The 24,763-nt window shown below is 69.7% G+C and carries 30 protein-coding genes and 1 pseudogene; 19 read left to right on the forward strand and 12 right to left on the reverse strand.

Features of this window, described 5'->3' with window-relative positions:
• Positions 1–498 precede the first annotated feature (498 nt).
• Positions 499–999, forward strand: a complete 501-nt coding sequence (locus tag EIY87_RS28260; protein ID WP_125312887.1) for a DUF6292 family protein — start codon at positions 499–501, stop codon at positions 997–999.
• Between the two features lie 190 nt (positions 1,000–1,189).
• Positions 1,190–1,393, forward strand: a complete 204-nt coding sequence (locus EIY87_RS28265; protein WP_158641371.1) for a PP2C family serine/threonine-protein phosphatase — start codon at positions 1,190–1,192, stop codon at positions 1,391–1,393.
• Between the two features lie 58 nt (positions 1,394–1,451).
• On the opposite strand, the gene EIY87_RS47765 is transcribed toward EIY87_RS28265, so the two are convergent.
• Positions 1,452–3,188, reverse strand: coding sequence for an autotransporter outer membrane beta-barrel domain-containing protein (locus tag EIY87_RS47765; RefSeq protein ID WP_158641372.1), 1,737 nt, complete (start codon positions 3,186–3,188; stop codon positions 1,452–1,454).
• Between the two features lie 55 nt (positions 3,189–3,243).
• The gene (locus tag EIY87_RS28280; RefSeq protein WP_125312889.1) at positions 3,244–4,140 is read right to left on the reverse strand and encodes a hypothetical protein; all 897 of its coding nucleotides are present in this window, start codon (positions 4,138–4,140) and stop codon (positions 3,244–3,246) included.
• Positions 4,141–4,514: 374 nt separating this feature from the next.
• Here EIY87_RS28280 and EIY87_RS28285 point away from each other — a divergent pair, with 374 nt between their 5' ends.
• The 7 genes from EIY87_RS28285 to EIY87_RS28315 all read left to right on the forward strand — a co-directional run bounded on the left by EIY87_RS28285 (position 4,515) and on the right by EIY87_RS28315 (position 9,265).
• On the forward strand, positions 4,515–5,516 hold the full coding sequence (locus EIY87_RS28285; protein WP_125312890.1) for a ferritin-like domain-containing protein: 1,002 nt from the start codon (positions 4,515–4,517) through the stop codon (positions 5,514–5,516).
• 63 nt (positions 5,517–5,579) lie between these two features.
• Positions 5,580–5,903 carry a Sec-independent protein translocase family protein gene (locus EIY87_RS28290; RefSeq protein WP_125312891.1) on the forward strand — a complete coding sequence of 108 codons (324 nt, stop codon included), beginning with the start codon at positions 5,580–5,582 and terminating at the stop codon, positions 5,901–5,903.
• A gap of 21 nt (positions 5,904–5,924) precedes the next feature.
• On the forward strand, positions 5,925–6,221 hold the full coding sequence (locus EIY87_RS28295) for a putative quinol monooxygenase (RefSeq protein ID WP_125312892.1): 297 nt from the start codon (positions 5,925–5,927) through the stop codon (positions 6,219–6,221).
• A gap of 148 nt (positions 6,222–6,369) precedes the next feature.
• A complete protein-coding gene (locus EIY87_RS49290; protein WP_404800112.1) occupies positions 6,370–6,903 on the forward strand; it encodes an RNA polymerase sigma factor in 534 nt (177 codons plus the stop codon).
• Positions 6,821–8,053: a hypothetical protein gene (locus EIY87_RS28305; protein ID WP_125312894.1), complete on the forward strand. Its 1,233-nt coding sequence runs from the start codon at positions 6,821–6,823 to the stop codon at positions 8,051–8,053. Before EIY87_RS49290 ends, EIY87_RS28305 begins: the two co-directional genes overlap by 83 nt.
• 396 nt (positions 8,054–8,449) lie before the next feature.
• Positions 8,450–8,932 carry a DoxX family protein gene (locus EIY87_RS28310; protein WP_191984293.1) on the forward strand — a complete coding sequence of 161 codons (483 nt, stop codon included), beginning with the start codon at positions 8,450–8,452 and terminating at the stop codon, positions 8,930–8,932.
• Between the two features lie 72 nt (positions 8,933–9,004).
• Complete coding sequence (locus tag EIY87_RS28315) at positions 9,005–9,265, forward strand: hypothetical protein (protein WP_125312895.1); 261 nt, start codon at positions 9,005–9,007, stop codon at positions 9,263–9,265.
• Between the two features lie 93 nt (positions 9,266–9,358).
• Here the strand turns inward: EIY87_RS28315 and EIY87_RS28320 are convergent.
• Positions 9,359–10,020: pseudogene (locus EIY87_RS28320) on the reverse strand (fasciclin domain-containing protein).
• A gap of 360 nt (positions 10,021–10,380) precedes the next feature.
• On the opposite strand from EIY87_RS28320, the gene EIY87_RS28325 reads away from it, so the two are divergent.
• The 3 genes from EIY87_RS28325 to EIY87_RS28335 all read left to right on the forward strand — a co-directional run bounded on the left by EIY87_RS28325 (position 10,381) and on the right by EIY87_RS28335 (position 11,772).
• A complete protein-coding gene (locus EIY87_RS28325) occupies positions 10,381–10,653 on the forward strand; it encodes a hypothetical protein (protein ID WP_125312896.1) in 273 nt (90 codons plus the stop codon).
• 154 nt (positions 10,654–10,807) lie between these two features.
• Entirely contained in the window at positions 10,808–11,332 is a 525-nt protein-coding gene (locus EIY87_RS28330) for an ATP-binding protein (RefSeq protein ID WP_225440076.1), read from the forward strand.
• A 128-nt stretch (positions 11,333–11,460) separates the two neighbouring features.
• Positions 11,461–11,772 (forward strand): hypothetical protein, encoded by a 312-nt coding sequence (locus EIY87_RS28335; protein ID WP_125312897.1) that lies wholly within the window; start codon positions 11,461–11,463, stop codon positions 11,770–11,772.
• A gap of 216 nt (positions 11,773–11,988) precedes the next feature.
• Here the strand turns inward: EIY87_RS28335 and EIY87_RS28340 are convergent, their stop codons facing one another.
• The 3 genes from EIY87_RS28340 to EIY87_RS28350 form a co-directional block, all read right to left on the reverse strand.
• A complete protein-coding gene (locus tag EIY87_RS28340) occupies positions 11,989–12,660 on the reverse strand; it encodes a fasciclin domain-containing protein (protein WP_125312898.1) in 672 nt (223 codons plus the stop codon).
• Between the two features lie 113 nt (positions 12,661–12,773).
• Positions 12,774–14,357: a molybdopterin-dependent oxidoreductase gene (locus EIY87_RS28345; protein ID WP_225440077.1), complete on the reverse strand. Its 1,584-nt coding sequence runs from the start codon at positions 14,355–14,357 to the stop codon at positions 12,774–12,776.
• 49 nt (positions 14,358–14,406) lie between these two features.
• Positions 14,407–15,387, reverse strand: coding sequence for a beta-ketoacyl-ACP synthase 3 (locus EIY87_RS28350; protein ID WP_125312899.1), 981 nt, complete (start codon positions 15,385–15,387; stop codon positions 14,407–14,409).
• Between the two features lie 160 nt (positions 15,388–15,547).
• Here EIY87_RS28350 and sigK point away from each other — a divergent pair, with 160 nt between their 5' ends.
• The 3 genes from sigK to EIY87_RS28365 all read left to right on the forward strand — a co-directional run bounded on the left by sigK (position 15,548) and on the right by EIY87_RS28365 (position 17,322).
• Positions 15,548–16,141, forward strand: a complete 594-nt coding sequence (gene sigK, locus EIY87_RS28355; RefSeq protein WP_125312900.1) for an ECF RNA polymerase sigma factor SigK — start codon at positions 15,548–15,550, stop codon at positions 16,139–16,141.
• Positions 16,138–16,857 (forward strand): anti-sigma factor, encoded by a 720-nt coding sequence (locus EIY87_RS28360; RefSeq protein WP_125312901.1) that lies wholly within the window; start codon positions 16,138–16,140, stop codon positions 16,855–16,857. The genes sigK and EIY87_RS28360 overlap by 4 nt, the downstream gene beginning before the upstream one ends.
• A 93-nt stretch (positions 16,858–16,950) precedes the next feature.
• A complete protein-coding gene (locus EIY87_RS28365; protein ID WP_225440078.1) occupies positions 16,951–17,322 on the forward strand; it encodes an STAS domain-containing protein in 372 nt (123 codons plus the stop codon).
• A gap of 22 nt (positions 17,323–17,344) precedes the next feature.
• On the opposite strand, the gene EIY87_RS28370 is transcribed toward EIY87_RS28365, so the two are convergent.
• Positions 17,345–17,590 carry a sigma-70 RNA polymerase sigma factor region 4 domain-containing protein gene (locus EIY87_RS28370; protein WP_125312903.1) on the reverse strand — a complete coding sequence of 82 codons (246 nt, stop codon included), beginning with the start codon at positions 17,588–17,590 and terminating at the stop codon, positions 17,345–17,347.
• 209 nt (positions 17,591–17,799) lie between these two features.
• Entirely contained in the window at positions 17,800–18,159 is a 360-nt protein-coding gene (locus tag EIY87_RS28375) for a hypothetical protein (RefSeq protein ID WP_125312904.1), read from the reverse strand.
• Positions 18,160–18,344: 185 nt separating this feature from the next.
• Between EIY87_RS28375 and EIY87_RS28380 the strand changes: the two genes are divergently transcribed.
• The gene (locus EIY87_RS28380) at positions 18,345–18,572 is read left to right on the forward strand and encodes a hypothetical protein (RefSeq protein ID WP_125312905.1); all 228 of its coding nucleotides are present in this window, start codon (positions 18,345–18,347) and stop codon (positions 18,570–18,572) included.
• A 3-nt stretch (positions 18,573–18,575) separates the two neighbouring features.
• Here EIY87_RS28380 and EIY87_RS28385 read toward each other — a convergent pair whose 3' ends face one another.
• Both EIY87_RS28385 and EIY87_RS28390 read right to left on the reverse strand, forming a co-directional pair.
• Positions 18,576–19,463 (reverse strand): phosphotransferase family protein, encoded by an 888-nt coding sequence (locus EIY87_RS28385; protein WP_125312906.1) that lies wholly within the window; start codon positions 19,461–19,463, stop codon positions 18,576–18,578.
• Between the two features lie 13 nt (positions 19,464–19,476).
• Positions 19,477–19,938: a glycine-rich domain-containing protein gene (locus tag EIY87_RS28390; protein WP_125312907.1), complete on the reverse strand. Its 462-nt coding sequence runs from the start codon at positions 19,936–19,938 to the stop codon at positions 19,477–19,479.
• 177 nt (positions 19,939–20,115) lie between these two features.
• On the opposite strand from EIY87_RS28390, the gene EIY87_RS28395 reads away from it, so the two are divergent.
• Together EIY87_RS28395 and EIY87_RS28400 are read left to right on the forward strand one after the other, a co-directional pair.
• Entirely contained in the window at positions 20,116–21,522 is a 1,407-nt protein-coding gene (locus EIY87_RS28395; protein ID WP_225440079.1) for a hypothetical protein, read from the forward strand.
• A gap of 14 nt (positions 21,523–21,536) precedes the next feature.
• On the forward strand, positions 21,537–22,013 hold the full coding sequence (locus tag EIY87_RS28400) for a hypothetical protein (protein ID WP_125312908.1): 477 nt from the start codon (positions 21,537–21,539) through the stop codon (positions 22,011–22,013).
• A gap of 7 nt (positions 22,014–22,020) precedes the next feature.
• Here EIY87_RS28400 and EIY87_RS28405 read toward each other — a convergent pair whose 3' ends face one another.
• A complete protein-coding gene (locus EIY87_RS28405; RefSeq protein ID WP_125313574.1) occupies positions 22,021–22,281 on the reverse strand; it encodes a hypothetical protein in 261 nt (86 codons plus the stop codon).
• Entirely contained in the window at positions 22,281–23,096 is an 816-nt protein-coding gene (locus tag EIY87_RS28410) for a Scr1 family TA system antitoxin-like transcriptional regulator (protein ID WP_158641373.1), read from the reverse strand. Before EIY87_RS28410 ends, EIY87_RS28405 begins: the two co-directional genes overlap by 1 nt.
• A gap of 391 nt (positions 23,097–23,487) precedes the next feature.
• On the opposite strand from EIY87_RS28410, the gene EIY87_RS28420 reads away from it, so the two are divergent.
• A complete protein-coding gene (locus EIY87_RS28420; protein WP_225440080.1) occupies positions 23,488–24,510 on the forward strand; it encodes a helix-turn-helix transcriptional regulator in 1,023 nt (340 codons plus the stop codon).
• Positions 24,511–24,763 lie beyond the last annotated feature (253 nt).

The raw sequence follows: 24,763 nt of genomic DNA on the forward strand, positions 1-24,763 counted from the left end.
GCATCGACTGTGGCGATCACGTGATCACTTGACCAGTCGAACTGTTGCCTGATGCGTGCCGATGACCTCGCCATCACGGCTGGATGAGCGGAACCGCACGTCGGCATCCGATCACGGTGAGATCACCTAATCGCCTCGAAACGGGCAAAGCGGGTCGCGTCCGTTCTTGAGTGCCGACAGGGTCGGTCCGACCATGGCAGCGCCGATCGCGTCGGCGTAGGCGCGTGCCGCGGCCAGCGAGCTCTCGGGAGGCCCTGTTCGGGCTGAGCCGCCGGGTGTCGAAGCGGACCGCGCTCGCGACCGCGCCCCTGGCGTCGCGCAGCGGCGCCGACCGGGACCGCTGCGTGTGGTGCCGCGATGCTGATCCTTTCGGTGAAATCGAACATCAGCGCTCTCCTTCGGTAGCGGCTGTGCGGCCGGCGCGCCGCGATCCGAATCGCAAGGTTTTCGTCAGGTTCGTCCGGCCGGTCGTCCGGCAAACTGTGACGCGGTGGCCGGATGCGGCACATCCGTCCGCTGTTCGGTTCGCGGAACCACGGCCTGGAACCGGAAGGGAAGCAGGTGCTCCAGCGCGGACTTCAGTCGTGGGAGGTCGGCTTGGCCGGGTACCTCCGCGCGGTCTCCGAGGCGGTGGGCGTGCTTCCGGGCGGCACCGCCCGGGACTTCGACCCCCCGGCTGCCTACCTGGCGCTGCGCCGCAAATCCCCGCGTCATCCCGGACGGGACCTGCTGCTGGTCTGGTCGGCCGCGGATGGCTGGGAAGTTCTGCTCGAACACAGCGAACAGCGATCGGCCGAGTCCCTGGCACGGTTCGGCGACCCGTTGGTCCCAGCCCCGGCATCGGTGGCGCAGTTCGTCGACGAGGTCGTGACCGGCGAGCGCGCGGGTGGGAGCCCCGCGCGCGGGGCTTCGGCCGGTCTCGATGATTTGCTTCGCCCTTACGCGGTCATCGCGCTGCCGCCCGGCAGCGTTCGCGTGTGCGGCCCCAGCCCTGGCTGAGGCGCAGAGCCCGAGGCTGCGTCGCCTTCACCCCCGTGCTCCTGCCGGAAGGGTCCTCTGCGAGCTGTTCCTGGATTGATGCCGATGTAGAGGAAGAAGGCTCCGGGCTGCGAGTCCGGTCACCGAAGAGGGCGAATGCGAAGAGGTCCGGCACGGCAGCGGAGGAACCAGCTCGGCTTGGCCCGCGGTGTTGCTGATCTACACCGACGGTCTCGTCGAGCAGTCCGGCCAGGGCGCCGATGCTCGGGTCGTCGGGCGACCCCGGTTGCTGGCGGTGCACGGAGCCCGGCCGCTGCCGGAGCTGCCGGCCGAGCTTGCCGACCGGTTGGCCTGCCCGGATCCGGACGAGGACGTTGCCCTCCTTGCGATCCGGATTCCCGCCGAGGGCGCGTAACGAGAGCGGGCGGGGCACTGGTTTCCCAGTGCCCCGCCCGGTGTTCTGCCCGCGTCCGTCAGACGGTGTGCGGGCTGTGCGCGGCGGTGTTCCAGCCGGTGGCGATGACGCCGGCGTCGCCGCCGTTGCCCGCCCAGCCGGAGTTCCCGCCGGTGGTGGTGCTGTCGTTCCAGGCGTCACCGGTCGAGCCGGTGGCGCCGGTGTCACCCGAGTTGCCCGAGGTCACCGCGGTGTGCGACTTCGTGCCGTTCTCGTGGTTCCAGCCACCGTGGTGGCGGCCCTGCTGCTCGTGCCCGCGGGTCGACGTGACGGCGGTGTTGCCGCCGGCCGAGCCCGAGCTGCCCGAGTTGCCGGACTTGCCGCTCACGGCGTTGTTCTTGCTGGTGGCGTTCCCGGCGTCGCCGGAGTTGCCACCGTTGCCGCCCTTGGCGGTGCCGGTCACGACACCCAGGACGCTGGTGCGGCCGCCCTGCTCGTGCCGCTTCCAGCTGTGCCCACCGTTGTTCATGGCGGAGTTCTGGCCGGTGCCGACCACGGTGGCGTCGCCGCCGTTGCCCGCCGAGCCGGAGTTGCCGCCGGTGGTGGTGCTGGTGTTCCAGGCGTCGCCGGTCGAGCCGGTGGCGCCGGTGTCACCCGAGTTGCCCGAGGTCACCGTGGCGTGCGACTTCGTGCCCTCGTGGTTCCAGCTGCCGTGGTGGTTCCAGGTGCTGCCGTGGTTGCCACCGCAGTACTGGTGCCCGCCGTGGCCGCGGCCCTTGTCCTGGCCGCCGAGCGTCCACACGATGGCGGAGTTGCCGCCGGTGGAGCCCGAGTTGCCCGAGTTGCCGGAGTTCCCGGTCACCGCGTTGTTGCGGCTGGTGGCGTTCCCGGCGTCGCCGGAGTTGCCACCGTTGCCGCCCTTGGCGGTGCCGGTCACGACACCCAGGACGCCGGTGCGGCCGCCCTGCTCGTGCCGGTTCCAGCCCCAGCTGTGCCCACCGTTGTTCATGGCGGAGTTCTGGCCGGACGCGACCGTGGTGGCGTCGCCGCCGTGGCCCGCGTTGCCGGAGTTGCCGCCGGTGGTGGTGCTGGTGTTCCAGGCGTCGCCGGTCGAGCCGGTGGCGCCGGTGTCACCCGAGTTGCCCGAGGTCACCGTGGTGGAGCACTGGGCCAGCAGACAGAGGCCGTAGGCGCTGTTGCCGCCGGTGGAGCCGGAGTTCCCGGAGTTGCCCGAGTTCCCCGACGTCGCGGTGTTGGAGTTGGTGGCGTTCCCGGCGTCGCCGGAGTTGCCGCCGTTACCGCCCTTGGCCGTACCGGTCACGGCACCCACGACACCGAGGATCCCGCCACGCGAGGAGTGCCCACCGGCGGTGTTCTTGCCGGAGGACGCCGCGGTCCCGGACCCGCCGTTGCCGGCGTTACCCGAGTTGCCACCCGTGGTGGTGCTGGTGTTCGAGGCGTCGCCGGTCGAGCCGGTCGCGCCCGTGTTCCCGGAGTTGCCCGAGGACACCGAGGTGCTGCACTTCGCGAGCACGCAGACGCCGTAAGCGCTGTTGTGCCCGGTGGATCCGGAGTTGCCCGAGTTGCCGGAGTTCCCGCTGACAGCGTTGTTGCTGCTGCTCGCGTTCCCGCCGGAGCCCGAGTCGCCGCCGTTACCGCCGGAGGCGGTTCCGGAGACGACCGAGTGCAGGGTGTTCCCGAGCCCGCCCAGCGGGCCCGAGTTCCCGGTGTCCGCACTGGCCACCGCTGAACCCAGCAGGACGAACCCGCCGGAGATGAACGCGGCGGTCAGGCCGCGTCGCACGTACTTGTGCATGACTTCCCTTTCCTAGCTCTCTGTCCAATGTGGATTTTGAGGTGGAAGGGGTTGGTCAGCTCGGATGGTCGTTGCCGTAGTACTCCAGCCAGTGCAACGACCACGCGCCGGCGGGCGGTGCCCGCCACGTGCGATCCGTACCCGGTATGCCCGAACCGGCAGCGGTCACGGCGAACTCACCGCCGTGCTGCGCACCGGCTCCCGCCGACATCGCCCCGCTCACGCCGGAGACGTCAGCAGGCAGCCCGCCGCCACCGGATCCGGACAGTGGATCGGCGACACCGATCCACGAACCGGAATGGCCGGCAGCCGACCGGACAGCAGCGTGCACGACACGCGAACGCTGCGAATCGGTCGAGGTGACCGTCACCGGAGTACCGCCCCCGGCAGGCGCGGTCACGCTCGGCGAAGACGCGATGTCTTCACGCGGCGCGGGCTTCGCCGGCTGTTGGCTCTCCGGGTGCCCGGTCACCGCCGAGACCGCGTGCTCGGCTCCGACCGCCCGCACCACCGGCTCGGTCAGGGGTGCCGTGGCCCGGAGCACCGGCGAGGTCACCGGGGACACCGCGTGCAGCACGGGCTCGGTGACCGGCCGCAAGGCCGACAATACCGGCTCCGCCGCGCGCAGCACCGGTCGCGTGACCGGCGCGAGAACGGGCTCGAGCCCGTTCGTCACCGGCTTCACAACCCGTGCCACCTGCGACGTCACCTCTTGCACGGGCTTGGTGACCGGCTTGAGCACCGGTTCGACCGGCTTGAGCACGCCGTGAGCCGTGCTCGCGACGTGATCAAGCAGCCCGGGCCGATCCGGGGGCGGACCCTCGGACGCGTCCGCGGCCTCCGACACGGCCAAGGCCAGCAGGGTGAACCCGAACAACGCACCGGCCACGACCAGCACCCGAAGAAGCAGCGGGTGCCGGGCCGGTGTGTCGTCCGTCAGGGAAGTATCCATCTATCTCACCCCCCTTCGAGTGTGGACTTCACTGTCAGTCGTAGTTCGGGCCGTCGGCCATCACCGGATTGGGGGTAGATCGAAGTTTTTTCTTTCACTCCAATAAGGTTTGCTACCACTGAGTAGCGGGTAAACTCGCCGATTTTCTTGCCGCGAAAGCGGAAATCACTCCTGCGGTGACTGCAGTCACCCGGTTGGCCACTCTTGGTCGCCGGGCCCTGTTCGCCGTCGGCCACCCGGTTGGGGAATCGACCCATCCGCGCCGTGATCGGCCCCGAACGTGAACTGTCCACGAAGGATCCATCCCCCAGCGCCGGGAGCCGGTGGTGGGTGTCGCCCGCCGCCTTCGCGCGCGGGCGGGGAGGAGTTCGTCCGTGTTTGGCAAGCGCTATGCCGCGTCGATGATCAATCGGAGCGCGGAAAACGACCAGGACCGGCGCCGGTTCCTCAAGGCGGCCGGGATGACCGGGCTCGGCGTCGTCGGCGCGGGAGCGCTCGGCGGGCTCGCCACCGGGACCGCGTCCGCCGCTACGGCCCGGCCCACGGCGGCGGCAGCTGCCGCGTCCGCCGAGGTCAGCGACGGCGCCGTCCTCAACTTCGCCCTCAACCTCGAGTACCTCGAAGCCGAGTTCTACCTGCACGCCGTCACCGGCAAGGGCCTCGCCGACTCGATGACCACCGGGACCGGCACCCGCGGGGGCGTCACCGGCGGCCGCGCGGTGAAGTTCAAGACGAAGGCGGCGCGCCAGTACGCCCAGGAGATCGCGGGTGACGAGAAGGCGCACGTGCAGTTCCTGCGTTCGGCGCTGGGCTCGGCCGCGGTCAGCCGGCCGGCGATCGACCTGCAGTCCAGCTTCACCGCCGCCGCGCAGGCTGCCGGTCTGGTGAAGCCGGGGCGTAGCTTCGACGCGTTCGCGTGCGAGGAGAACTTCCTGCTCGCGGCGTTCCTGTTCGAGGACGTCGGCGTGACGGCCTACAAGGGCGCGGCGCCGCTGATCAGCAACAAGACCTACCTCGAAGCCGCGGCCGGGATCCTGGCCGTGGAGGCGTACCACGCGGGCAACATCCGCAGCGCGCTCTACCAGCACACCGACGGCATCCTGGGGCTCGGTCTGCTGGGCCGTGACCTGCGGGAGGCCAGTGTCAAGCTGTCCAACGCCCGTGACAGCCTCGACGGCCCGGCCGACGACGACCAGGGCGTCATCGACAGCCACGGCAACGCCAACATCGTCCCGACGGACGCGAACGGCATCGCCTACAGTCGCTCACCCGGCCAGGTGCTGAACATCGTGTACCTGACGAACAAGGCCGCCAAGTCCGGCGGGTTCTTCCCCAAGGGCGTCAACGGCGACGTGAACACCAGCGCCGCCAACTGATCCGCCAGGGGGTGCGGGACCGCCGTCGGGGCGGTCCCGCACCCCCGTCGCCGGAGAGGCACCATGCTCGGACTCAGCCCGGAACACCTGCTCGTCCTGCTGGTCGCCGCCTTGTTCATCCTCGGCCCGGAACGCCTGCCCGGCGCCATCGCGACCGTCCGCAGGACCGCGCAGAAGGCCAAGGACGCCCTCGCGAACGCCCACGAGCAGATCAGCAGCGAAATCGGCCCCGAGTTCGAGCAGCTGCGCAAGCCGCTCGGCGAGCTCAACCAGCTCCGCAATCTCGATCCCCGCACCGCCTTGACGCGGTTCGTGCTCGACCCGCCGTCCACTCCGGAGCTGTCGCCGAGCAGGAGAGCGGCCGGTGTGGACATGGAAGCCACCTGACACAACCGAAAGGACCTGCCCATGACTGTCGACCGTGGACTTCTCGCGACCCTCAAAGCCAAGCCCGGCAAGGGCGATGAGCTCGCCGCGTTCCTCGAGCAGGGCCGCGCGCTCGCCGCCGCCGAGACCGGGACCGTCACCTGGTACGCGTTCAAGATCGACGACACCACCTATGGCATCTTCGACACCTTCGAGACCGAGCAAGCCCGCCAAGCCCACCTCGGTGGGCAGATCCCGGTCGCGCTCGGACAGGTCGCCGAAGACCTGCTTGCGGCCGACCCGGACATCCGCCCCGTGGACGTCATCGCGCTGACGTGACCGTCGCTCCTCGGCGAAGCAACCTTTCGGCACGTCCACCGGCTCTGTAGTGGGTGTCAAGGTCGAGAGGGGCCGGATGTTGCCGAGGTCGGACAAGCGGTTCGAGGTGTTCGTCGAGCAGCACTACGGCGAACTGCTGCGCTACGCGATGGTGCTGACCGGCAACCGAGATGAGGCCGGTGACGTCGTGCACGACACCCTGCTGAAGCTGGTCCGGCACGTCGGACGCGGCGATATCGAGCACCTCGGCGCCTACGCCCGCCGGACGCTGTTCCGGGTCTTCCTGCGCCACCGCGACCGCACCCGCCGGGAACCACCGGTACCCGAGATCCCCCGGGCCGGCGCCGACGCCACGGAGGCGTGGGCCGGGCGCAGCGACATGCTGACGTTGCTCTTGCGGCTGCCGCCGCGGACGCGGGCCGTGCTGGCGCCCGGTTCTACCTCGATCTCGGTGAAGCGGACACCGCGCGGTTGCTCGGCTGCGGCACCGGCACGGTCAAGTCGACCACCTCGCGTGGCCTGCAGCGGCTACGCGAGCTGTGGGAAGCCGAATCACGGTCCCCGCAGACCCCGGCGACGCCGACGTCGAAGGGACGACGATGAACCAGCACCCACCGGACTTCGCCACACTCTTGCGGACCGAGCTCGCGGCCGTCTCCCCACCCCGCCCCGCGGCCGGTGAGGCCGCCGCGGTCGCGCACCGGGTGCTGCGGACGCGGGCACGACGACGGCGGCGGACTCTGACGGGAGTCGCGGTCACCGCGGTCGTCCTGGCCGGCGGTGCCGCCGCGCTCGCGACGGCCCCAAGCGGTGGCGAAGCCCCGGCCCAGCCCGTGGCCGTGACCCAGTGGCCGGCGCGTGGCCCGCTGACCGGGGACACCGCGCTCGTCGGCCGCGCGAAGCTGGCTTGGGCGAACGCCAGCCCCGCCGCAGCGCCCGGATCGGAAGCCGCCGTGCTCTACGCCGGTCCGCTCGGCGGGCAGAACGCGACGCTGGTCGTCCTGCGCCGCGACGACGCCGCCGGAAGGACGTCGCTGGGCTTCATGACCACGCCGTCGACCACCGGCACGCCGGACACCACGACGCTGAGGGTGCGGGCCCAGGTGACCGTCTCCACGAGCGCACCCGCCCCGGCGGCTTACGGCTTCGTCGTCTCCAGGCCGGCGCCCGGGGACCAAGCCCCTGGCAGCTGGGCGGTCGCCCTGGTCGCGCCGGGCATGCCGACCGCCCGGTTCGGCACCAGCGCCGTGGAGCACGAGATCGCCGGCACCGCTGCCTCGTCCCGCGACGGGTTGCTCACCGTGGACCTGCCGCCTCAGGCAGCGGCGTGGAACACCGAGCTCGCGTTCGGCGACCGCGGGGAACGCGGTATCGCTTCCTTGGCCGCGGCCGCCGACGATCCGGCTACTCGCGCCGTCACCGCGACTCCGCGTCTCGACGGCACCTTCACGGTCACCGGTGCAGCGGACGCGCAACCGGGCGACCTGCTGACGCTCCACGATGGACTGATCGGCGTCGTCACCAGCGGCGGCACCAGCGCCTCCGCCGGCACCGACCTGACGATGCTGCGGACATCAGGACTGAGCGCCAGGACGGCGACCGCCGGTCGTCCGGTCAGTCTCACCACCGGCCCCGGCAAGCAGACGACGGTCACCGCCGGCCCCGGCGTGCTGCGCGAGGGCGACCGGATCGTCGCCGGCGGATTCCCCGGCACCGCGGCTGTCATCAACCTCGGCACCGTCCACTTGACCCCGGACGGTACCTGGATCCTGCGGCGGGACCTGTGGTTCCCGGTGACTCCCACTCAGGCCACCCTGATCCGGCACCCGTGAACGGGACGTGGGGACCTCGTGACCCGGTGGGGAGTCCTCACCCGCTGAGGCCCGTCGCTGCTGGCCTGGCCGAATCGGCCACCACTTCGGCGGCGAGCGCCCCGTGGCCCTGTCGAAGCTCCTCTGACGACGCGAAATCCCCACGGGACGCCGGTTCTTCGGGGCCGGGCCCAGCTACCCCGGGCGAGGTGCGGCCGAACGAGTGGACGCCGTCACTCACCAGCATGGCGGCGCCGATCTTCCGATCTCGTGGACGCGAACGTCTCATGACAGCGCCGACGAGCAGTGGAGGTCGCAGTGCACACGTTTCGCGCCACAACCATGGTCGCCCACGACCTCCTGGCCGGTTTGGCGGCACGGCACGGGTTGACACTGCTGCGAATCAGCATGGGCCTGGTGTTCCTGGGATTCGGCGTGCTCAAGTTCTTTCCCGGCGTCAGTCCCGCCGAGAACCTGGTCGAGGCCACGATCCACGAGCTGACCGGGGGAGCGGTGCCGGCGTTGGTCCCCTTTGCCGTCGCGCTGGCCGGGACGGCGGCGCTCGAATGCGTGATCGGGCTGTCGCTGGTGTCCGGCTGGTGGTTCCACCGGGTCCGGTACCTGCTGGCGCTGGAGCTGGCCGGGATCCTCTCCCCGCTCGTGCTGCTTCCCGGCCGGTTGTTCAGCGGTCCCGGGCACGCACCGACCCTCGAGGGCCAATACGTGCTCAAGGACATCGTGTTGCTCGCTGCGGCGATCGTGCTCGCCGCACGAGCGTCCACAGCGGACAGCTGCACCGTTCCCGCCGTCCCCGCGCAACGAGACCATCGGGCAGCTGCGGCGCCCGGACGGGCGACCGCTCCGGTGGCGGCCGGGTTCCGAACCACCCGGGAACGGTAGAGGAGGAGCGTCATTTCCGGGAGCACGATCGCGATCGTCACCGGCGGAACCGCCGGGGCGGCGATCGGCTGTGTGCAACGAGCGCAGCTGTGCTTTCACACGACCTTCGAGGCCACCCACAGCGGACGTTTCCTGCTCGCCCGGAGCTGGCTGCCATTCACGCTGGTCGCCGACGTCGTCGGCGGGCTGGTGCTCGGCGTGGGCATGGCGGTGGCCGGAATCACGGTCGTCTTCGCCCTGATCGTGGCCGGCGGCGCGAAAGTCGTGTTCGACCTCAGCAGCACCATGATGATGCATCTCGCGATCGTGGGCGCCTGGATGATGTTCGCGTGAAGGGGGCCGCCGCGGCCCGGTCAACAGAAAGCCGCGGCGGCCACTCGATACCGGGCCACCCGCAAGGGAACGGTCAGCGGCCCGGAGCTCGTGCTACTTGGTGGTGCCGGGAGTCAGCACCTTGTCGATCACGAAGACCGTGGCGTTCTTCGTGGGGATGTTGCCGCAGAGGATCTTCGCGCCGTTGACGGTCATGTTCTCGCCCGAGCCCTCGATCTTGATCGGGCCGCCTGCCGTGTTCAGTGTGCTGGCCGAGCCGGCCGTGGCGAGGCCCTTGGCGTCGTAGCGTTCGCCGACGACGTGGTATTGCAGGATCGGCGCCAGTTCGGCCGGCTTGCCCGCCAGCTCGGTGAACTTCGCGTCGCCCAGCGCCGCGAACGCCGGGTCGGCCGGCGCGAACACGGTGATGGCCGGGGCGCTGTTGAGCGTGTCGACCAGGTTGGTGGCCTTCACCGCGGCGACGAGTTTGGTCAGCAGCGGGTTCGTCGACGCCGCCGAGGCGATCGGCTGCGGACCCATGGAGTCGAGCGAACCCGGCGCGGACCCCTGCGGCAGCTGGCTGCACGCGGGGCCGAACACGTCGGCGTGGTGACGCCGTCCGGGGATCCGGTCATGCCTGCTGCGCTCGCCGACATCGAAGTTGACGGGGTCGTCGAACTGCTGGAGTTCGAGGCAGAGCCGCCGCTGCCGCATGCGGTCAGGGTCAGCGCGGCGGCGGCGGTCAGGCCGATTCCGGCAGCACGAAGCTTGTTCACGACAGATCACTCCGAATCAAGTGACCAGGGCGGTCCACCGTGGACTCACGACGTCGCCGCCTGGTGTTGGTCGTTCGGCGTCGACGCCGAACCGGGCTCGGGGACTTCACGGATGCTTTCGCTGCCGCCGCGGGTACGGATGGCCGCACGTTCTCGGTTGGCCCGATCGAGTGAGTACGGCCGACTCGAGGCAGCACCGAACCGGTCGCCGGCACTCCGGCCATGCCTGAACCGCCGGGTCGTCACCCACAGGGCTGGTCCGTACCCCGTGGCCCTGTCCGCTGTGGCCGGTCGCCTCGAATGGTCCGTGATCCCGCCGGGATCGGGTCCGATGTTCGTTCGAGGAGAAGGAGATCCACCGTGAGCACACTCCGCCGTCGCATTCTGGCGACCGCCGCGCTGCCCGCCGCGGCACTCGGCTTCCTGCTGGCCGCCCCCGCCGCGGCTTCGGCCTCCACCGCGGCTCCGCAGCCGAGCGCGTCGGTCGCCGACCACGAACCCGGCCACCACCACTCCCACGGCCTACACCTGAGCATCCTGCTCGGGCTGCACATCACCGGCAGTTACCACCACGACGACGAGGGCGACTGCTATGACGGCCTCCTCGGCGGCGGCCTGCTCGACCTCGGCTGACCGCACCCTTAGGTTGCCGGGAAAGCGGGGCACCGGACGTACCCGGTGTCCCGCTTCGCCACGTCCGAGACTTCACCCGCCGTCGCCGGGCACGATCATGAGTGTGAGTCGGTCGGCGACGTTCAGATCCGCTGCTGCACGTTCGGCTGATCCGGTGAACCCGGTTCCCGGCACCAATCCGGACGGCAAGCCGGCCCGAATGCCGAACCTGGGGAAAGCGCCGAGGGAAAGCCAGGTTGCAGCAATGGATTTCGATCAGGAGTTGGCGCGACTCACCGATCGGCTCGCCGCGGCGGCCGAAACGACGGTCGCGTTGAGCGATCGGCCGGATCTCCGCCAGGTCCGGTCCGTGGTTGCCGAAGCTCTCACCTTCGGGGCGTGCCCGGACGATCGGTACGGCGGGGTCCTGCTCGTGATCGACGAGCTGGTCGGCAACGCCTACCAGCACACCACCGCGGTCCACGAGCTGCGGGTCACCCGCACCGCCGAGAACCTGCTGGTCGAAGTGAGCGACGCGGACCCGGACATCACGCCGGTGCACGCCTGCGGGCCTGGGTCTGGGCGATTCGGGCTGCGGCTCGTGGGCCAGCTGACCGTGGACTGGGGTGTGCGCGCCGACAGCGTGGGCAAGGTGGTGTGGGCCCTGATACCGCTCAAGGTCTTTCCCGCTGTTCCCTGATCGGGTGAATCAGGTTGGTGGAGATCAACCTGCCCGCCGGGTCAGCCGTGTCTGCCGCGTCGTGAAGAGCGACAGCCGGATTTGTCCGCTGGGCAGCCGGTGGAGGGCAGACAGGGGAGGGGATTTCGATGAGCGTGCGTACATCTCTGGTGGCCGTGGCCGTCATGATCGGCGGAGGGCTGGCGGTCACCGCGGGGGTTGCCGCGGCCGGTACCACGTCCGATTGCACGTACAACACCAGCGCAAGCGGGGTGAACTTCCACGTGAAGTGCTCCCGGCTTCCCGCCGGGTACGGCCAGTACCGCGCGTACGCGCAGTGCGGGAACGGCGCGATCAGCTACGGGATCTGGACGACCGTGGCGGACAGCAAGTACATCGGCTCGGTGGCCGACTGCAGCGGCCGGGGAAACGTTGCCGCTGGTGGCATTCAGCTGCGCTGAGCGCAGAAGCCGGGGTTGGGCCGGCCGCCGTCAGCGCCCTGGAGTGAACCAGCGGTGACGACGACCGGCGGGACGCCGCCGCTTCGGCGTCCCCCGGTAGCGGAGCCACCTGCACTCCGCTACCAGACCAGAAGGACGGCCGCCCCGGCTCCAGGAGGTAGTGGAGCCGAGACGGCCGTACAGGGTCGGGTCACCCTTCGGCGACCGGACGTCGTGTTACTTGTTGCTGCCGGGGGTCAGCACCTTGTCGATCACGAAGACGGTGGCGTTCTTGGTGGGGATGTTGCCGCACAGGATCTTCGCGCCGTTGACGGTCATGTTCTCGCCCGAGCCCTCGATCTTCAGCGGGCCGCCGGCGGTGTTCAGCGAGTCCAGCGTGCCGGCGCCTTCGAGGCCCTTGGCGTTGTAGCGCTTGCCGACGACGTGGTACTGCAGGATCGGGGCCAGCTGGTCCGGCTTGCCCGCCAGCTCCTTGAACTTCGCGTCACCGAGGGCCTCGAACGCCGGGTCGGCCGGCGCGAACACCGTGATGGCCGGCGCGCTGTTGAGCGTGTCGACCAGGTTGGTGGCCTTCACGGCCGCGACGAGCTTGGTCAGCAGCGGGTTCGTCGAGGCGGCGGAGGCGACCGGCTGCGGGCCCATCGAGTCGAGCGAGCCGGGAGCGGAGCCCTGCGGCAGCTGGGAGCAGGCGGGGCCGAAGACGTCGGCGTTGGTGGTCATGCCGTCCGAAGCACCCGCGTCGGCGCTGGAGGAAGGGGCGGCCGCGGACGAGGAGGGCGCGGGTGCACTGCTGGACGAGGAGGAAGCGGAGTCGCTGCCGCTGCACGCGGTGAGCGTGAGCGCGGCGGCCGCGGTCAGACCAATACCGGCAATACGAAGATTACGCACGGGAATTCACTCCAATTGATTACGCGGCTGAGGCCGCCGAGTCGGCGAGAACCTCTTGTTGCTGATGATTCGGCGCCCGACCGGAGCCGGATTGGTCGATCGGGAAGAAATTCTCAGGCTGCGGTGAACGTGACGTTGTGCCACCCTGTAGCGCCGTTCGGGACGGTTCCCGCTCGCTGGTCGGTCTGGGTGTAGCCGGACTTGTCGGTGGCCCGGCAAAACACCTGGTGCACCCCCGCCGGAAGATCGATCTCGGTCCACCACATCCGCCACGTGTTCAGGTTGACCTCCTTCGACAGCGTGGTTTGCTGCCACGGCCCCTGGTCGATGCGGACTTCGACCTTCTCGATCCCGGTGTGCTGGGCCCACGCGACCCCGGCGACGCGGACCTTTCCTTTTTGGACGTTGGCGAACCCGCGGTGGGTGTCGATCCGGGATTCGGTCTTGATCGGTGCCTCCTGGCTCCAGCTGCGCTTGAGCCAGTACGCTTGCCGCGCCGCCCAGGTCGTGACCTCGATGTCGACGACCCACTTCGTCGCCGACACGTACCCGTACAACCCGGGGGTGACCAGCCGGGCCGGGAACCCGTGTTCCAGCGGCAGCGGCTCGCCGTTCATTCCGATGGCGAGCATCGCGCCCCGGCCGCGGTCCTGGGCCGCGGCGACCGGTGTGCCGGAGGTCCAGCCGTCGACGCTGGTGCAGAACAGCTGCTCGGCGCCGGGTTTCACGCCGGCTTCGGCGAGCAGGTCGGCGAGGTCGACGCCGATGAAGTTCGATGTCGAGACGTAGTCGCCGCCGACCTCGTTGGACACGCAGGTCATCGTGACGGTGCGTTCGACCAGGGGCCGGTTGCGGATGTCGTTGTAGCTGTAGCGGACTTCGCGGTCGACCATGCCGTGCAGCCGCAGGCTCCAGTCCTCGGTGCGCACCTGCGGCACCGACAGAGCGGTGTCGACGCGGTAGAACTTGTCGTTCGGTGTCAGGAACGGCGGCGTCCCCAGCTTGGCGAAGTCCGCGTCGGCGGGGATCATCGGCGCGGTCCGGGCCGGGACCAGCTTGCCGACCGCCTCCCGCGACGCCGTCGCGTCCCGTGTTGTGCTGATCAGCTGCCCGCCGAGCCCCAGAGCTCCCGCGCCGACGGCCACCCCGGCGCCGCCGAGCAGGAAGGACCGTCGCGAGGTCCCGGTCTTCTCGTCCGACTCCGGTTCCCGCCACACGCGGGGCGCGATCCGGTGCAGGAGGAGGAAGACGGCTACGCCGACGACGAGGCTCGCGATCGGCGCGAGCAGCGCGACGACCGTCAGGTCGGGGCGCTGGGACACGGCAAAGCCACCGATCAGTCCGAACAGGACGATGACGATCGTCCCGGGGATCGGTGAGCGCCGTGACAGCACGCCGGCGAGCGCCGCGGCCAGCACCATCACCACGGCCATGCTGCCGAGAAGCACGAGCTTGTCGTAGGTGCCGAAGGTGCGGACGGCGAAGTCCTTCAGTTCCACCGGCGTCAGGTCGATCGCGCCGTTGCCCACCGCGAGGTAGGGCGAGGCGTTGATGCTGATGAACCCGGCCACCAGGTGCCCGGCCGCCAGCGCGGCGGCCAACGCCAGGACTCCGGTGAACGCGGCGGCGAAGAATCGCGGCCGGGCGCGCGGCGGTGCTGACGGAGCTTCCGGAGTGTCGAGTTCGGTGGCGGTCATACCAGGAGTTCGAGACGGTCCGGTCGCGGTATTGGTCGCGCTGTCTCCGTCACACCGGATCGGGCGACAAAGCCGGAATTCCCGGGCAGCTGATGACCTGGCCGCCGTAGGTCAGCCCGGCGCCGAAACCGAACAGCAGCACGGGAGCGCCGGGCGCGATCTCACGGCGCTCGATCAGCTTCGACAACGCCAGCGGGATACTGGCGGCCGAGGTGTTGCCGGACTCGGCCACGTCCGTCGCGATCACCGCGCCGGTCGCCCCGATCTTGCGGGCGAGCGTCTCGATGATGCGGATGTTGGCTTGGTGGGTCACGACACCGCCGAGGTCGGCCGGGTCGACGCTGGCGCGAAGGCACGCCTCCCGCGCGATCGGCGCCAGCGCGGTGGTGGCCCAGCGGAACACCGCCTGACCTTCCTGCCGGAACACCGCGGGCAGGGCGCCGGGCCCGGCGGTCTCGAGGGTGATGCAGCGGCCCTTCGCCGGGTCCGAGCCCCACACCACCGGCCCGATCCCGCCCGCGGCGCGCTCGACGACGGCGGCCGCCGCGGCGTCGCCGAAGATCACGCAGGTCGAGCGGTCCGTCCAGTCGAGGAAGTCGCTCATCTTGTCGACGCCGACCACGATCGCCCGGGAGGCAGCGTCCGCCCGGATGGCATGGTCGGCCGCGGCGAGCGCGTAGGAGAAGCCCGAGCACGCCGCGTTGAGGTCGAACGCACCGGGCGCGGTGATCCCGAGCCGCTCGGCGACCCGGCAGGCGACGCTGGGCATCCGGTCGAACGCGGTGCACGTCGCGACGATCACCAAGTCGACGTCCGCGGCGCGGTGACCGGACCGCCGCAACGCGGCGTCCGCGGCGGCCGCCGCCATGTCGGCGACCGACTCGCCGGGGGCCGCGAGCCGGCGGCGGCGCACGCCCACGCGCTCGCGGATCCACGTGTCGGACGTGCCGAGCCGCTCCGCGAGTTGCTCGTTCGTGACCGTCCGGTTCGGCTGGTAGTGCCCGAACGAGATCGCTGTCGAGCCGGTCATCACATTCTCCTCGTCGAGTCCACCTGCTGTTCGGACCGACCGGCACCGCGGCTTGGCTGATCCACTGTGGACAGCACCGGACACTCCTCCAGGTGGGTGACCAGCTTGGTTTCTCGTCACACCACCAATCCGCGCGGGCCCACCGAGACGAACTCCTGTCATGACCGCCCGCGCCGTCGCGCTCCGCACCGTCCCCGGCGCGGAGTCCGAACCAGAGCCGGAACAGCTGCTCGCCCGCGCCGCCCTCGGTGACGAGCAGGCCTTCGCCGCGCTCTACGACCGGCTGGCCGCGCCGATTTTCGGCACCGTCCTCCAGGTGCTGCGATCCCGACCGCACGCGGAAGAGGTCACGCAGGAGGTCCTGCTCGAGATCTGGCGCAAGGCGGCGACGTTCGACGCCGGCCGCGGGCGTGTCCAGACCTGGGCGCTGACCATCGCCCACCGGCGCGCGATCGACCGCGTCCGCTCCGAGCAGGCGGGCGTCAACCGGGAGGAACGAGCCGAGCGGCTGGACCTGCGCCGCCCGTACGACGACGTCACCGAGACCACGCTGGACCGCTTCGACCGGGCGCAGGTTCGCGCCGCTTTGGCGGTTCTGACCGATCTCCAGCGGGAGTCGATCCTGCTCGCCTACTTTCAGGGTTACACCTGCCGGGAGGTTTCCGAGAAACTCGGTGTCGCGGTCGGCACCGTCAAGACCCGCATGCGGGACGGGCTCGTCCGCCTGCGCGACGCTCTGGGAGTGCACCGATGACCACCGCCGACGTCCACATCCTCGCCGGTGCGTATGCCCTCGAAGCGGTCGACGACCTCGAACGCGCCGCCTTCGTCCGGCACCTGAGCGAATGCTCCGCGTGCGCGGACGAGGTTGCCGGGTTCCGGGAGACCGCTGCCCTGCTGGGCACCGCGGCCGCTGCCAGCCCGGACGACGACTTCCGCCGGCGGGTCCTCGTCGAGATCTCCCAGACTCGGCAGTTGCCGCCCCTCGTCCCGGCCGAGGCCGCGGTCCCTGCGCGACGGAGCCCGTGGCACAAGCGGGCGTGGATCGGGATCGTGGCCGTCGCGGCCGTGGCGGCGGTCCTCGTCGGCGGGATCAGCATCGGGGTGGACCAGTCGGTCCCCGGCAGCCCGGTGCCGGTGGCCGCCGGCGCGGTGACGTCCGCGCCCGACGCGACCACCGTGCGCGCTACCGTCGCCGGCGGCGGCTCGGTTTCGGCCACGGTCTCCCGGCAGCTGGGCAAGGTTCTCATTGCCGCCCATTCCCTGCCGGCGCTGGACGTCGGCCACGCCTACGAGGTGTGGCTGACGGGACCGGGCGCGCCGCGGTCGGCGGGACTGGTTGGGCCCGGAGGAGGTACCATCCAGGCCGTTCTGCCTGCCGAGACCGACGGTGTTTCGGTGACCGTCGAACCTGCTACCGGTTCGCTGCAGCCGACCACACCGTCGGTTGCGGACCTCGCGGTCGGCTGAGCCCAGGTGTTACGGGGAACATAGGTTCTTGCGTTTGAACGTTGCGCCGTGGGGGGAGATGGCGAATAGTCAGTCGGGCGAAGGGATGTGTCCGTGGTCGCCGATGGTCAGGTGTTCCCGCAAGATCTGCTGCGCATCACGGCGCACCGTCCCGACGGCGCTCCCGCGCTCGTCCTGGAAGTCACCGGCGAGCTCGATCTGCTCACCGCGCCGCAGCTCGAGGGCGCATTCGCCACGGCATTCGCCGACAAGCCGGACCTGCTCGTAATCGACCTGACCGGCGTGTCCTTCATGGCCTCCCTGGGCATGACGGTCTTGCTCAAGGCTCAGCGATCTGCCGCGCCTTCGGCGAAGGTTCGCGTAGTCGCGCCTGAAGGAAGCGTCGTGGCCCGCACGTTGCAGCTGACGGGCCTGCTCGAAGTGCTGGCCGTCGCCCCCACCGTCCCCGCTGCGCTTTCCCGGTGATCTGTCACTGATGCCGGACGGGCTAGGAAGGAGCAGCGGCGGAACCGGCGTGTGCCGAAACGGTTTTCAGGCCGGCGCGCAGCAGGTTGTGCACCTGACCGCGAGTCCAGCTGGTGTGCACGGCGATGTCGGAGACCGACCAGCGGCGGGTCACCGCCGAACGGACAGCGAACCGCTGCCGGGGAGGCAGCGACAGCATCGCGTCGAGCAGCAGCGCTTCGCCGACCGCCACGTCGAAGTCGACTGGCCGTCGCTTGCGCCCCAGCACGAGGCGGAGGGCCGCGAAGTCCTCCCGCCGGATCCGACGGTCTACAGAGCGGTCTTCGGCAGCCGATTGGCGGAGCACCTTCCGGCAGGTCCGGCGGCAGGTTCGCGCTCGCAGCCCCGAGCGACGGAGCACGAGGTAAGTCGTAGCCAGCAGGCGGTCACCGACTGGCACGTGGACCGGTCGTACCCATTCAGGTGAACCTGTGGCGGTCACCGCGTGCCGGCCGGAAGTTCCGCGCGCGCGATTCCGGCTTGGCTCAGCGCGGTCACGACGTCGGGTTCATCGACGAGCACCCGGACCTGGCAACGGGAGCTCGTCGCCCGCAGGGCGGCGTCGCGGATCATCGCGATGAGGAGTTCGCTGTCGATGTCGCACCGAGTGACGTCGAGGAGGACCATCCCGCAGCACAGTCCGCAGGCTTCGGTGAGCTCGTCGACCACGGATGTGGCGTCGTCGCCTGAGCTCACGGAGCCGGTGATGCGGAGGCAAATCGCGCCGTCGGCGACCTGGACGTGGCAAACCAACGGCGAAAGCCGGCGTAGCGGCTCGTGGACTTGCACTGCCGTCATCGACCCGCCCCGTTCGCTTCACCCGTCCTTGACATCGCCGCATACCCTTCGTCGGAGTATTCAAACGTCGGTCGACCGGCCGTGCGCGACCGTACACCGGCGAAGTGCCTCTGGCTCAGAACCGCCCACCAAGGCCCGCTCCAGCATGCGGGGGTGGCGGCCGCGCACGAGCCGCCGAGCTGAAGGTGGCCCCGCACCGGCTCGACGACGCCTTCACACAGCTGCCCGAGCGGCTGCGCGGCCTGCTGGCCGGGCTGGTCGGTGCCGAGCCGGAGCAGATCGTGCTCGGCAATAGCACCTCCCACGGCCTGCACCTGATCGCCAACGGCCTTCACCTGGAGCGAGGGCAGTCGTTTCGTGCTTGGGTCGCCACGCGTCGGAACGGCTCGCCCTGTAGTCATCGCGGCGGATGAACTTCAGAGGTCTAGCCGGAAGCGAGCCCAGGATCGGGCGGCCGCAGTGAGAGCTGGGCGGTGGGCCAGCGGCTGGTGGCGCTCGAGGTATCCCCAGATGCCCCAGATCGCGACCGCGAACGCTGTCTTGGTTTCGGCGGGGGTTTGCTGCCAGAGCGGGAGTTGTCCGGCCCAGGTCTCTGCAGCCGCGGGATCGTGGCCGGCCTCGATGAGGCGGGTGATTAGGAAGGCCGGATCGACTGCCGGGTTGGCGTTTCGTGACCAGGCCCAGTCGACGATGTGAACCTTGCCGTCGTTGCTGAGCAAGTTCAAGGCGTGCAGGTCGGTGTGAGTGAGCGTGTTGCCCGTGACGTGCTCGAACGCAGTGGTCTCCCAGCTCGTCAGCTCGTTGATGTGGTCGCGGGCCCACGGATCGAGATCGTCAGGAGCGTCCTTGGCGAGACGTCGCCAGGCGGCCAGTCTCGCCCACTGCTCCGCCAGGGACGGCGCGTCGACGGACACCGTGCTCAGGCCCGCTGCCATCGCTGTGACGACGTCCCGCACCGGGTCCAGGTCGGTGGACCCCGGGGAGAGGTCGACGTGGTGGCCAGGAGAGTGCTCGAAGCCCAGCAAAAGCCAGCCGTCGACCTCGGTGCGCCACAGCAGCCGAGGAGCGACCTCGGGCGGGAGGAACCGGTTGACGGCGGCTTCGTGGCGGTGCATGCGGCCGCGCTTGCCGTCCGCGTCGGCGATGCCCTTGGAGAAGATGGTGCCCGTCTCGGTGTGCAGGGTGGCGGAGAAGTCGGAGTTGCGGCCTGCGTCGGGAAGTACGGCGCTGTGTACGTGGCCGGTTTCGCGCTCGATCGCGGTTCGCACCGCGACGGGCAAGGCTTCCCAGGTGCTGCGCAGCATCGCGTCCGTCCTCTTAGGCCGCGACCGGCGGCGGGTCCTCGTGGCAGCCATTGTGACAGCCCGTGCAACCGCCGAGCGCGGTACGTGGCCACAGCGCCTCGTCGAGGCAGAAGCCGAGCCGCCGCATTGCCGTGGTCGTCCGGGCGAAGACGGCCGCGGGTGACTCCCCATCGTTCTTGCCGTCGGTGGGCACGTGGTGGAGGAATCGGCCGGCGACGCGGTCGCAGAAGGCGGCGTACTCGTGGGTGGCGAGGATGAAGGTGTGCCAGCCGATGTCGACGAGTTCGCTCGGGGCGAGCGGGGCACCGGCGTTGGAGCCGCAGGCGGCGAGGAACGCCAACGCCTGGTCCAGGATGCGTTCGGCGAGGTCGCGCTCGAACCGTTCCGTCGTGACGATGCGGCTGGTCAGGCGGTGGAAGAGGTCGGCGGAGACCAGGGACCGCCCGGTTCGGTACGTGCTGATGGTGATCGACATCGAGTTCTCCTCGGATTCGGATCGCTGTACTAATTCAGCTTCGGCGGCTCTGCTGCCAGGCGGGAGGCCAACCTGGAGGGCGTCGTGGGGAGGCACAGGGCAGATCGGGGCAGATGACCTTCACGCGGTGACTCAACGCGCAGGCGTGGCTACACTCGGCGTGACCGGGGAGGGAACGTGCCAGAGCCGAATCGCCTTTTGCGGGCAGCACGGGAACAGCTGCCCTCGCCGAGCGTGCCCGGTGAATACGCATCCCGAGCCGACGTCGCCGACGGGGTGACGCGCTGGTTGTGGGAGACGACCCGTACCCGGTATCCCTTCGACGCGCACTACGTGGCGAAGCTCGAGCGTGGCGTGGTCCGGTGGCCGAGCTCGGCGTATCGAGCCGCTCTTCGGCACGTCCTGGGCGCGTCGGACGATGCCGCGCTTGGCTTTGCCACGCCTGCGAGTTCTTCCGGCCCGGCCGTACCGTCGTCGTTCAGCGCGTGGCAGGCCGACGCCGTCGTCGACAGGGCGGTCACCGCGACCGAACAGGACCTCGTGCCGACCTCCCGCCGGAGCCTGCTCGCGACGGCTGCGGTCCTGGCCGGTTCGGCGCTGGCCGCCGAGCTGACTCCGTTTCTCTGGCCGGCCGCTGCCGCTTCGCCGCGGCGGACGTCGATCGCGTTTACCTTGGCCGAGCTGACCTCGGCAGAAGAATTCGTTCAGTTCGTTCGTCGTTGGCGTTCGGCCAGCGGCTCTGTCGCACGCTCGACCGCCGTGGCGCAGCTCGACTTCCACCTTCGCCGTCTGAAGGAGGCTCCGTCCGGTACCGCGGAGACGCGTCGCGCATTCCGTATCGGTGCTGAGCTCGCCGACATCGTCGCGACGATGGCTTGGGACGAAGCTGCGCACGGCGCGGCGCAGCGTTACTTCCGGCTCGCAGCTCAGTTGGCCCACGTCGCCGGCGATGACGCCCTTGCCGCGGTCGCTCTCGCCTCGCTGGCCCGCCAGTGCTTCGACCTCAATCAGCCGGCCGACGGCCTGGAGGTTGTGCAGCTGGCGCAGTACGCCACGCGCCGGACGGCCAGCCCGCGGCTGCGAGCTGTCCTGGCCACCCGCGAGGCATGGGCGCACGCCCAGCTCGGTGACGCGCCCGCGTTCAGACGATCCGTCCACCTCGCCGAGGACTACTTCAGCGAAGGGCTCCGGGACGGCGACGCAGCAACCCCTTCGGTCCGGAGCTTGGACGAAGCCGAGCTGATGGGCGTCATCGGCGCCCGTTACCGCGACCTGTCACGGCACGATGCCCGGCACGCTGGCCAAGCTCAGCACTACATCGGCCGCGCGATCGCCCTACGCGACCTCGACCGGGTCCGCAACCGCGTCTTCGACCTCATCGGGCTCGCTCGCGTCCACCTGATCACCCGCCAGCCGGAACGCGCCGCCGAGCTGATCAGCATGGCCCTGCCCGACGCTGCGCCGTGGACGTCCGGCCGGGTTGGGGCCAAACTTCGGGACTTCCATCGAGAAGCAGGGGCGTTCGCTACGGTTCCTGCCGTGCGCGACGTTCGCGAGGTCGTCGCAGCAAAGCTTGCCGTCTAGGAAGAGGACACTCCGTGGTGCGCATCGGAATGACCGGCCACTCCAACCTGACCGACGACACCGCCGAGCTCGTCGCCGTCGAGCTCCGCGAGATCCTGAAGGAACAGCGCGACGATCTCGTAGGGGTCACCTGCTTGGCCCGGGGCGCCGACCAGGTCTTCGCCCGAGTCGTTCTGGAGTTGGGTGGGACGCTCGAAGTCGTGCTGCCGGCGGCGGACTACCGCGAGCGCAAGGTCAAGCCGGACAACGCGGCCGAGTTCGACAGCCTTATCGCGAACGCGAGCGTCCACACGATGCCGTTCGCCGAATCGAACCGCGACGCCTACATGGCCGCCAGCGAGCACGTTCTGTCCATCGTGGACAAGGTGGTGGCGGTGTGGGACGGTGGTCCGTCCGGCGGCCACGGCGGAACCGCGGATGTCGTTGATGCCGCGAGGGAGAGGGGGCTGGGCGTCACGGTCGTCTGGCCAGAGCATGCTGCCCGACTCTGAAAGTCCCTCAGCGACGGCCGATCCGATCGTGCCGTGACGGAATTCCCTTCCTTTGCCGGAGGGCATCGTCACAGGGCTCGCACTGTTGGTGGACGCGGTTGTTTCGACCCTCACCGGAGAGCTTGAACTCCGCCTCGCCGGATTCGCCGCAGAGCATGGTGACGGCTTCTCCCGGCTGGGGCACCGCGGTGAGGTCCATTCGATGCCACTTGCCGTTGAGGACCGGCTGGATCGTCTGCGGGTCGACGTAGATGACGGCGGCGACCATCACGACGCCCGAGCTTGGAGGGAATCGAGCCAGGCCTCGATCGTGACCGGCTTGGCGAAGGCGTGCCCCAGCAGTGCCCTCGCGGTGTCGTGGTACTTGTTCAGCACGTCCTTGTCCGTGCCGTACGTCGTGCAATGGCTGTGCTTGAGCGCGACGGCGATCGGCCTGGGGCCGTCCTCGAAGAGCGTGAAGGCTGCCGCGGAATTGGGGCCGGACGGGACAATCTGAATCGTGACGTCGAGGCGGCGCCCGGCTTCGCGGAGCTGCCTGATCTGCTCGGCGCCGTCGGGTTCGTCGCGGGCCATGCGTAAGGCCTCGTCGCCGATCAGGAAGACGTACCGGCGTCCGCCTTGCTCCATCGTCTGCCGACGACACTGGCGCTGAAACAGCTCCTGGTCGTGGCGTTCGGACTGCTCCGCGGTCTCGTCCCGAGCTGCAGTGGGCGGCGGTGGTGGCAGCAGGAGGTCCGGGATGCAGAATGGCGCCCACTCCACGATCCGGCTCGAAAGCTGCTCGTAAGTCCACAAAAGATCGATCAGTGGCGACGCGGTGTGGTCGACGAAGTTCGGGACGTCGAGCTGCTTGGCGATCTTCATGACCTGCTCGAATTCGGCGCGGCTGACTCGGAGGCACCCGAGGATCTGGGCGACCAGCGTGTCCTCGGGGACGTTGGTCCCCAGTTCCACGTTCGACAGCTTCTGCGCGCTGATTCCCAGCAGGCGAGCCAACTCGCGGAGCCCCATCTTCTGGCGCTCACGCGCATCGCGCAGTCCGACGCTCACGGCGAGTACAGCAGGTTTGCGAGTTGCGTTCATCGTTCGGTCCTTGCTTTTACGTTGGTCAGCTGAAGAAACTTCAGGAAGGTGACGAAGCCCGTGAAGTACGCGGCTGAGCAACACGTACAGAGCCAGGTCTTCCTCGTTCGGCCATTCGGGACCGCACGCTGGCTCGTCTTCTGATTTCGGTTTCGAGGTCATGGTTTTCAGTTGCCGCCGGTCTTGGGTGGCACCCCTGGTGACCGGGGCTCACATCGGAGGGGGAAGCGAGGTGGTCGACCAGCCACCGGGGTGCCGAAATCGACCTTCGCGGGTCGTCCAGCTGAATCACCAGGGCGTACATCCGGGGCGAATCTGTAGGAGATCTTGCGTGCAGCCTTCTGACCTGCGGTAATCTGATGACCTCAGGCGGTGATCTAGGGAGTGAATCATGGGAACGCGGCGCCACGGGCTCATCCGCGCTCGTAAGGCAGCTGGCTACACCCAGGAGACGCTGGCCATCGAACTGGGCCTCGACACAACTACCGTCGGGCAGTGGGAACGCGGCAAATCGGAGCCGCTGCCTTACAAACGGCCGAAACTCGCAAGGGCGCTCGGCGTCACGTCGCGCGGCCTCGAAGAGCTGCTGGCCGAAGGCGCCGCCGTGGTGTCGGGTCCGAGCGCTGACTACGAAACCTGGGCCGACGACCTGGACCGAGTCGCCGTCTGCCTTGGCCGCCAGGAGTTCGACCTGGCGAAGCTCCTGCTGGATCGCTGGACCGGCCGGCTGGTCCCCGGCGACGATGACCGCGGGCTGTACCTCTACGGCCGGTCGCTACGGCTCCTCGGTGATTTGCGCCAGGACCAAGGCGTCCTCACCGGACCGATGTCCGCCCGGCAGAGTTACGGCCGCGCCATGGCGGTCTTCCGCGAGCTCGGTGCCGACCGGCGGGTCGCGCAGCTCGAACTCCAGCTGGCTGTCCTCGACGAGATGGGCGGCAACCACGAGCCTGCCGCCGAGCAGTACCGGCAGCTGGCCACGGACACCCGCCTCGACGCCCGCGACCGCACCCGCGCCCAGCTCTGGGTCGGGACCGCGCTCAGCAAGGCGGGCCGGAACGCGGACGCCATCACCTTCATCAAGCCCGCCATCCGGCAGTTCGAGGCTCTCGAAGAGCCGCAGGACTGGTCGGTGGCGTTCCAGAAGCTGGCCCTGGCGCACCGTGGTGATGGCGACCTAAGCCAAGCCGGCGTCGCCTTCCAGGTGGCGCTCGACCACCGGCCCGGCGACGCACCCATGCAGCGCGTCCGCCTCGACACCGCGCACGGCCACCTCCTGCTGTCCGACCCCGCCACTGCCGACAACGGGCTGAAGCTGCTGGAGGGCGCCGCCGCGACCTCGACGCAGTACGGGATGATGCATCAGCTACAGGCCATCTCGGGCATTCGCCGCGCGTACGAACGCCAGGCGTAAGCCCGGCATCTACCCAGCGCGCCAGCGTTGCTCGTCGCTGCCAGCGCACCTCCGCGCCGGAATTGGTCCGTCTCGTGCTGAAGCCGCTCGACACGACCCTCGCCGAATTAGACATCGTGTAGCGGGCCACGTCGAACGCGTCCGAAGTTTCACTCGGACGAGTCAATGTTCGTGACGGTCGGATCACGCGTCGAATTGGTCCGTAACACGTCGCAAACGTGCCGCGACCTGTACGGCATTCACCACCCTGGCG

The sequence above is a fragment of the Amycolatopsis eburnea genome, assembly GCF_003937945.1.
Taxonomy (GTDB): domain Bacteria; phylum Actinomycetota; class Actinomycetes; order Mycobacteriales; family Pseudonocardiaceae; genus Amycolatopsis; species Amycolatopsis eburnea.

Coding starts and splice junctions, on each gene's coding strand:
- EIY87_RS28260 (WP_125312887.1), top strand. CDS start 499: ATGCGGCACATCCGTCCGCTGTTCGGTTCGCGGAACCACGGCCTGGAA.
- EIY87_RS47765 (WP_158641372.1), bottom strand. CDS start 3,188: ATGCACAAGTACGTGCGACGCGGCCTGACCGCCGCGTTCATCTCCGGC.
- EIY87_RS28280 (WP_125312889.1), bottom strand. CDS start 4,140: ATGGATACTTCCCTGACGGACGACACACCGGCCCGGCACCCGCTGCTT.
- EIY87_RS28290 (WP_125312891.1), top strand. CDS start 5,580: ATGCTCGGACTCAGCCCGGAACACCTGCTCGTCCTGCTGGTCGCCGCC.
- EIY87_RS28295 (WP_125312892.1), top strand. CDS start 5,925: ATGACTGTCGACCGTGGACTTCTCGCGACCCTCAAAGCCAAGCCCGGC.
- EIY87_RS49290 (WP_404800112.1), top strand. CDS start 6,370: ATGGTGCTGACCGGCAACCGAGATGAGGCCGGTGACGTCGTGCACGAC.
- EIY87_RS28305 (WP_125312894.1), top strand. CDS start 6,821: ATGAACCAGCACCCACCGGACTTCGCCACACTCTTGCGGACCGAGCTC.
- EIY87_RS28335 (WP_125312897.1), top strand. CDS start 11,461: ATGAGCGTGCGTACATCTCTGGTGGCCGTGGCCGTCATGATCGGCGGA.
- EIY87_RS28345 (WP_225440077.1), bottom strand. CDS start 14,357: ATGACCGCCACCGAACTCGACACTCCGGAAGCTCCGTCAGCACCGCCG.
- EIY87_RS28350 (WP_125312899.1), bottom strand. CDS start 15,387: ATGACCGGCTCGACAGCGATCTCGTTCGGGCACTACCAGCCGAACCGG.
- sigK (WP_125312900.1), top strand. CDS start 15,548: ATGACCGCCCGCGCCGTCGCGCTCCGCACCGTCCCCGGCGCGGAGTCC.
- EIY87_RS28360 (WP_125312901.1), top strand. CDS start 16,138: ATGACCACCGCCGACGTCCACATCCTCGCCGGTGCGTATGCCCTCGAA.
- EIY87_RS28375 (WP_125312904.1), bottom strand. CDS start 18,159: ATGACGGCAGTGCAAGTCCACGAGCCGCTACGCCGGCTTTCGCCGTTG.
- EIY87_RS28385 (WP_125312906.1), bottom strand. CDS start 19,463: ATGCTGCGCAGCACCTGGGAAGCCTTGCCCGTCGCGGTGCGAACCGCG.
- EIY87_RS28390 (WP_125312907.1), bottom strand. CDS start 19,938: ATGTCGATCACCATCAGCACGTACCGAACCGGGCGGTCCCTGGTCTCC.
- EIY87_RS28405 (WP_125313574.1), bottom strand. CDS start 22,281: ATGGTCGCCGCCGTCATCTACGTCGACCCGCAGACGATCCAGCCGGTC.
- EIY87_RS28410 (WP_158641373.1), bottom strand. CDS start 23,096: ATGAACGCAACTCGCAAACCTGCTGTACTCGCCGTGAGCGTCGGACTG.
- EIY87_RS28420 (WP_225440080.1), top strand. CDS start 23,488: ATGGGAACGCGGCGCCACGGGCTCATCCGCGCTCGTAAGGCAGCTGGC.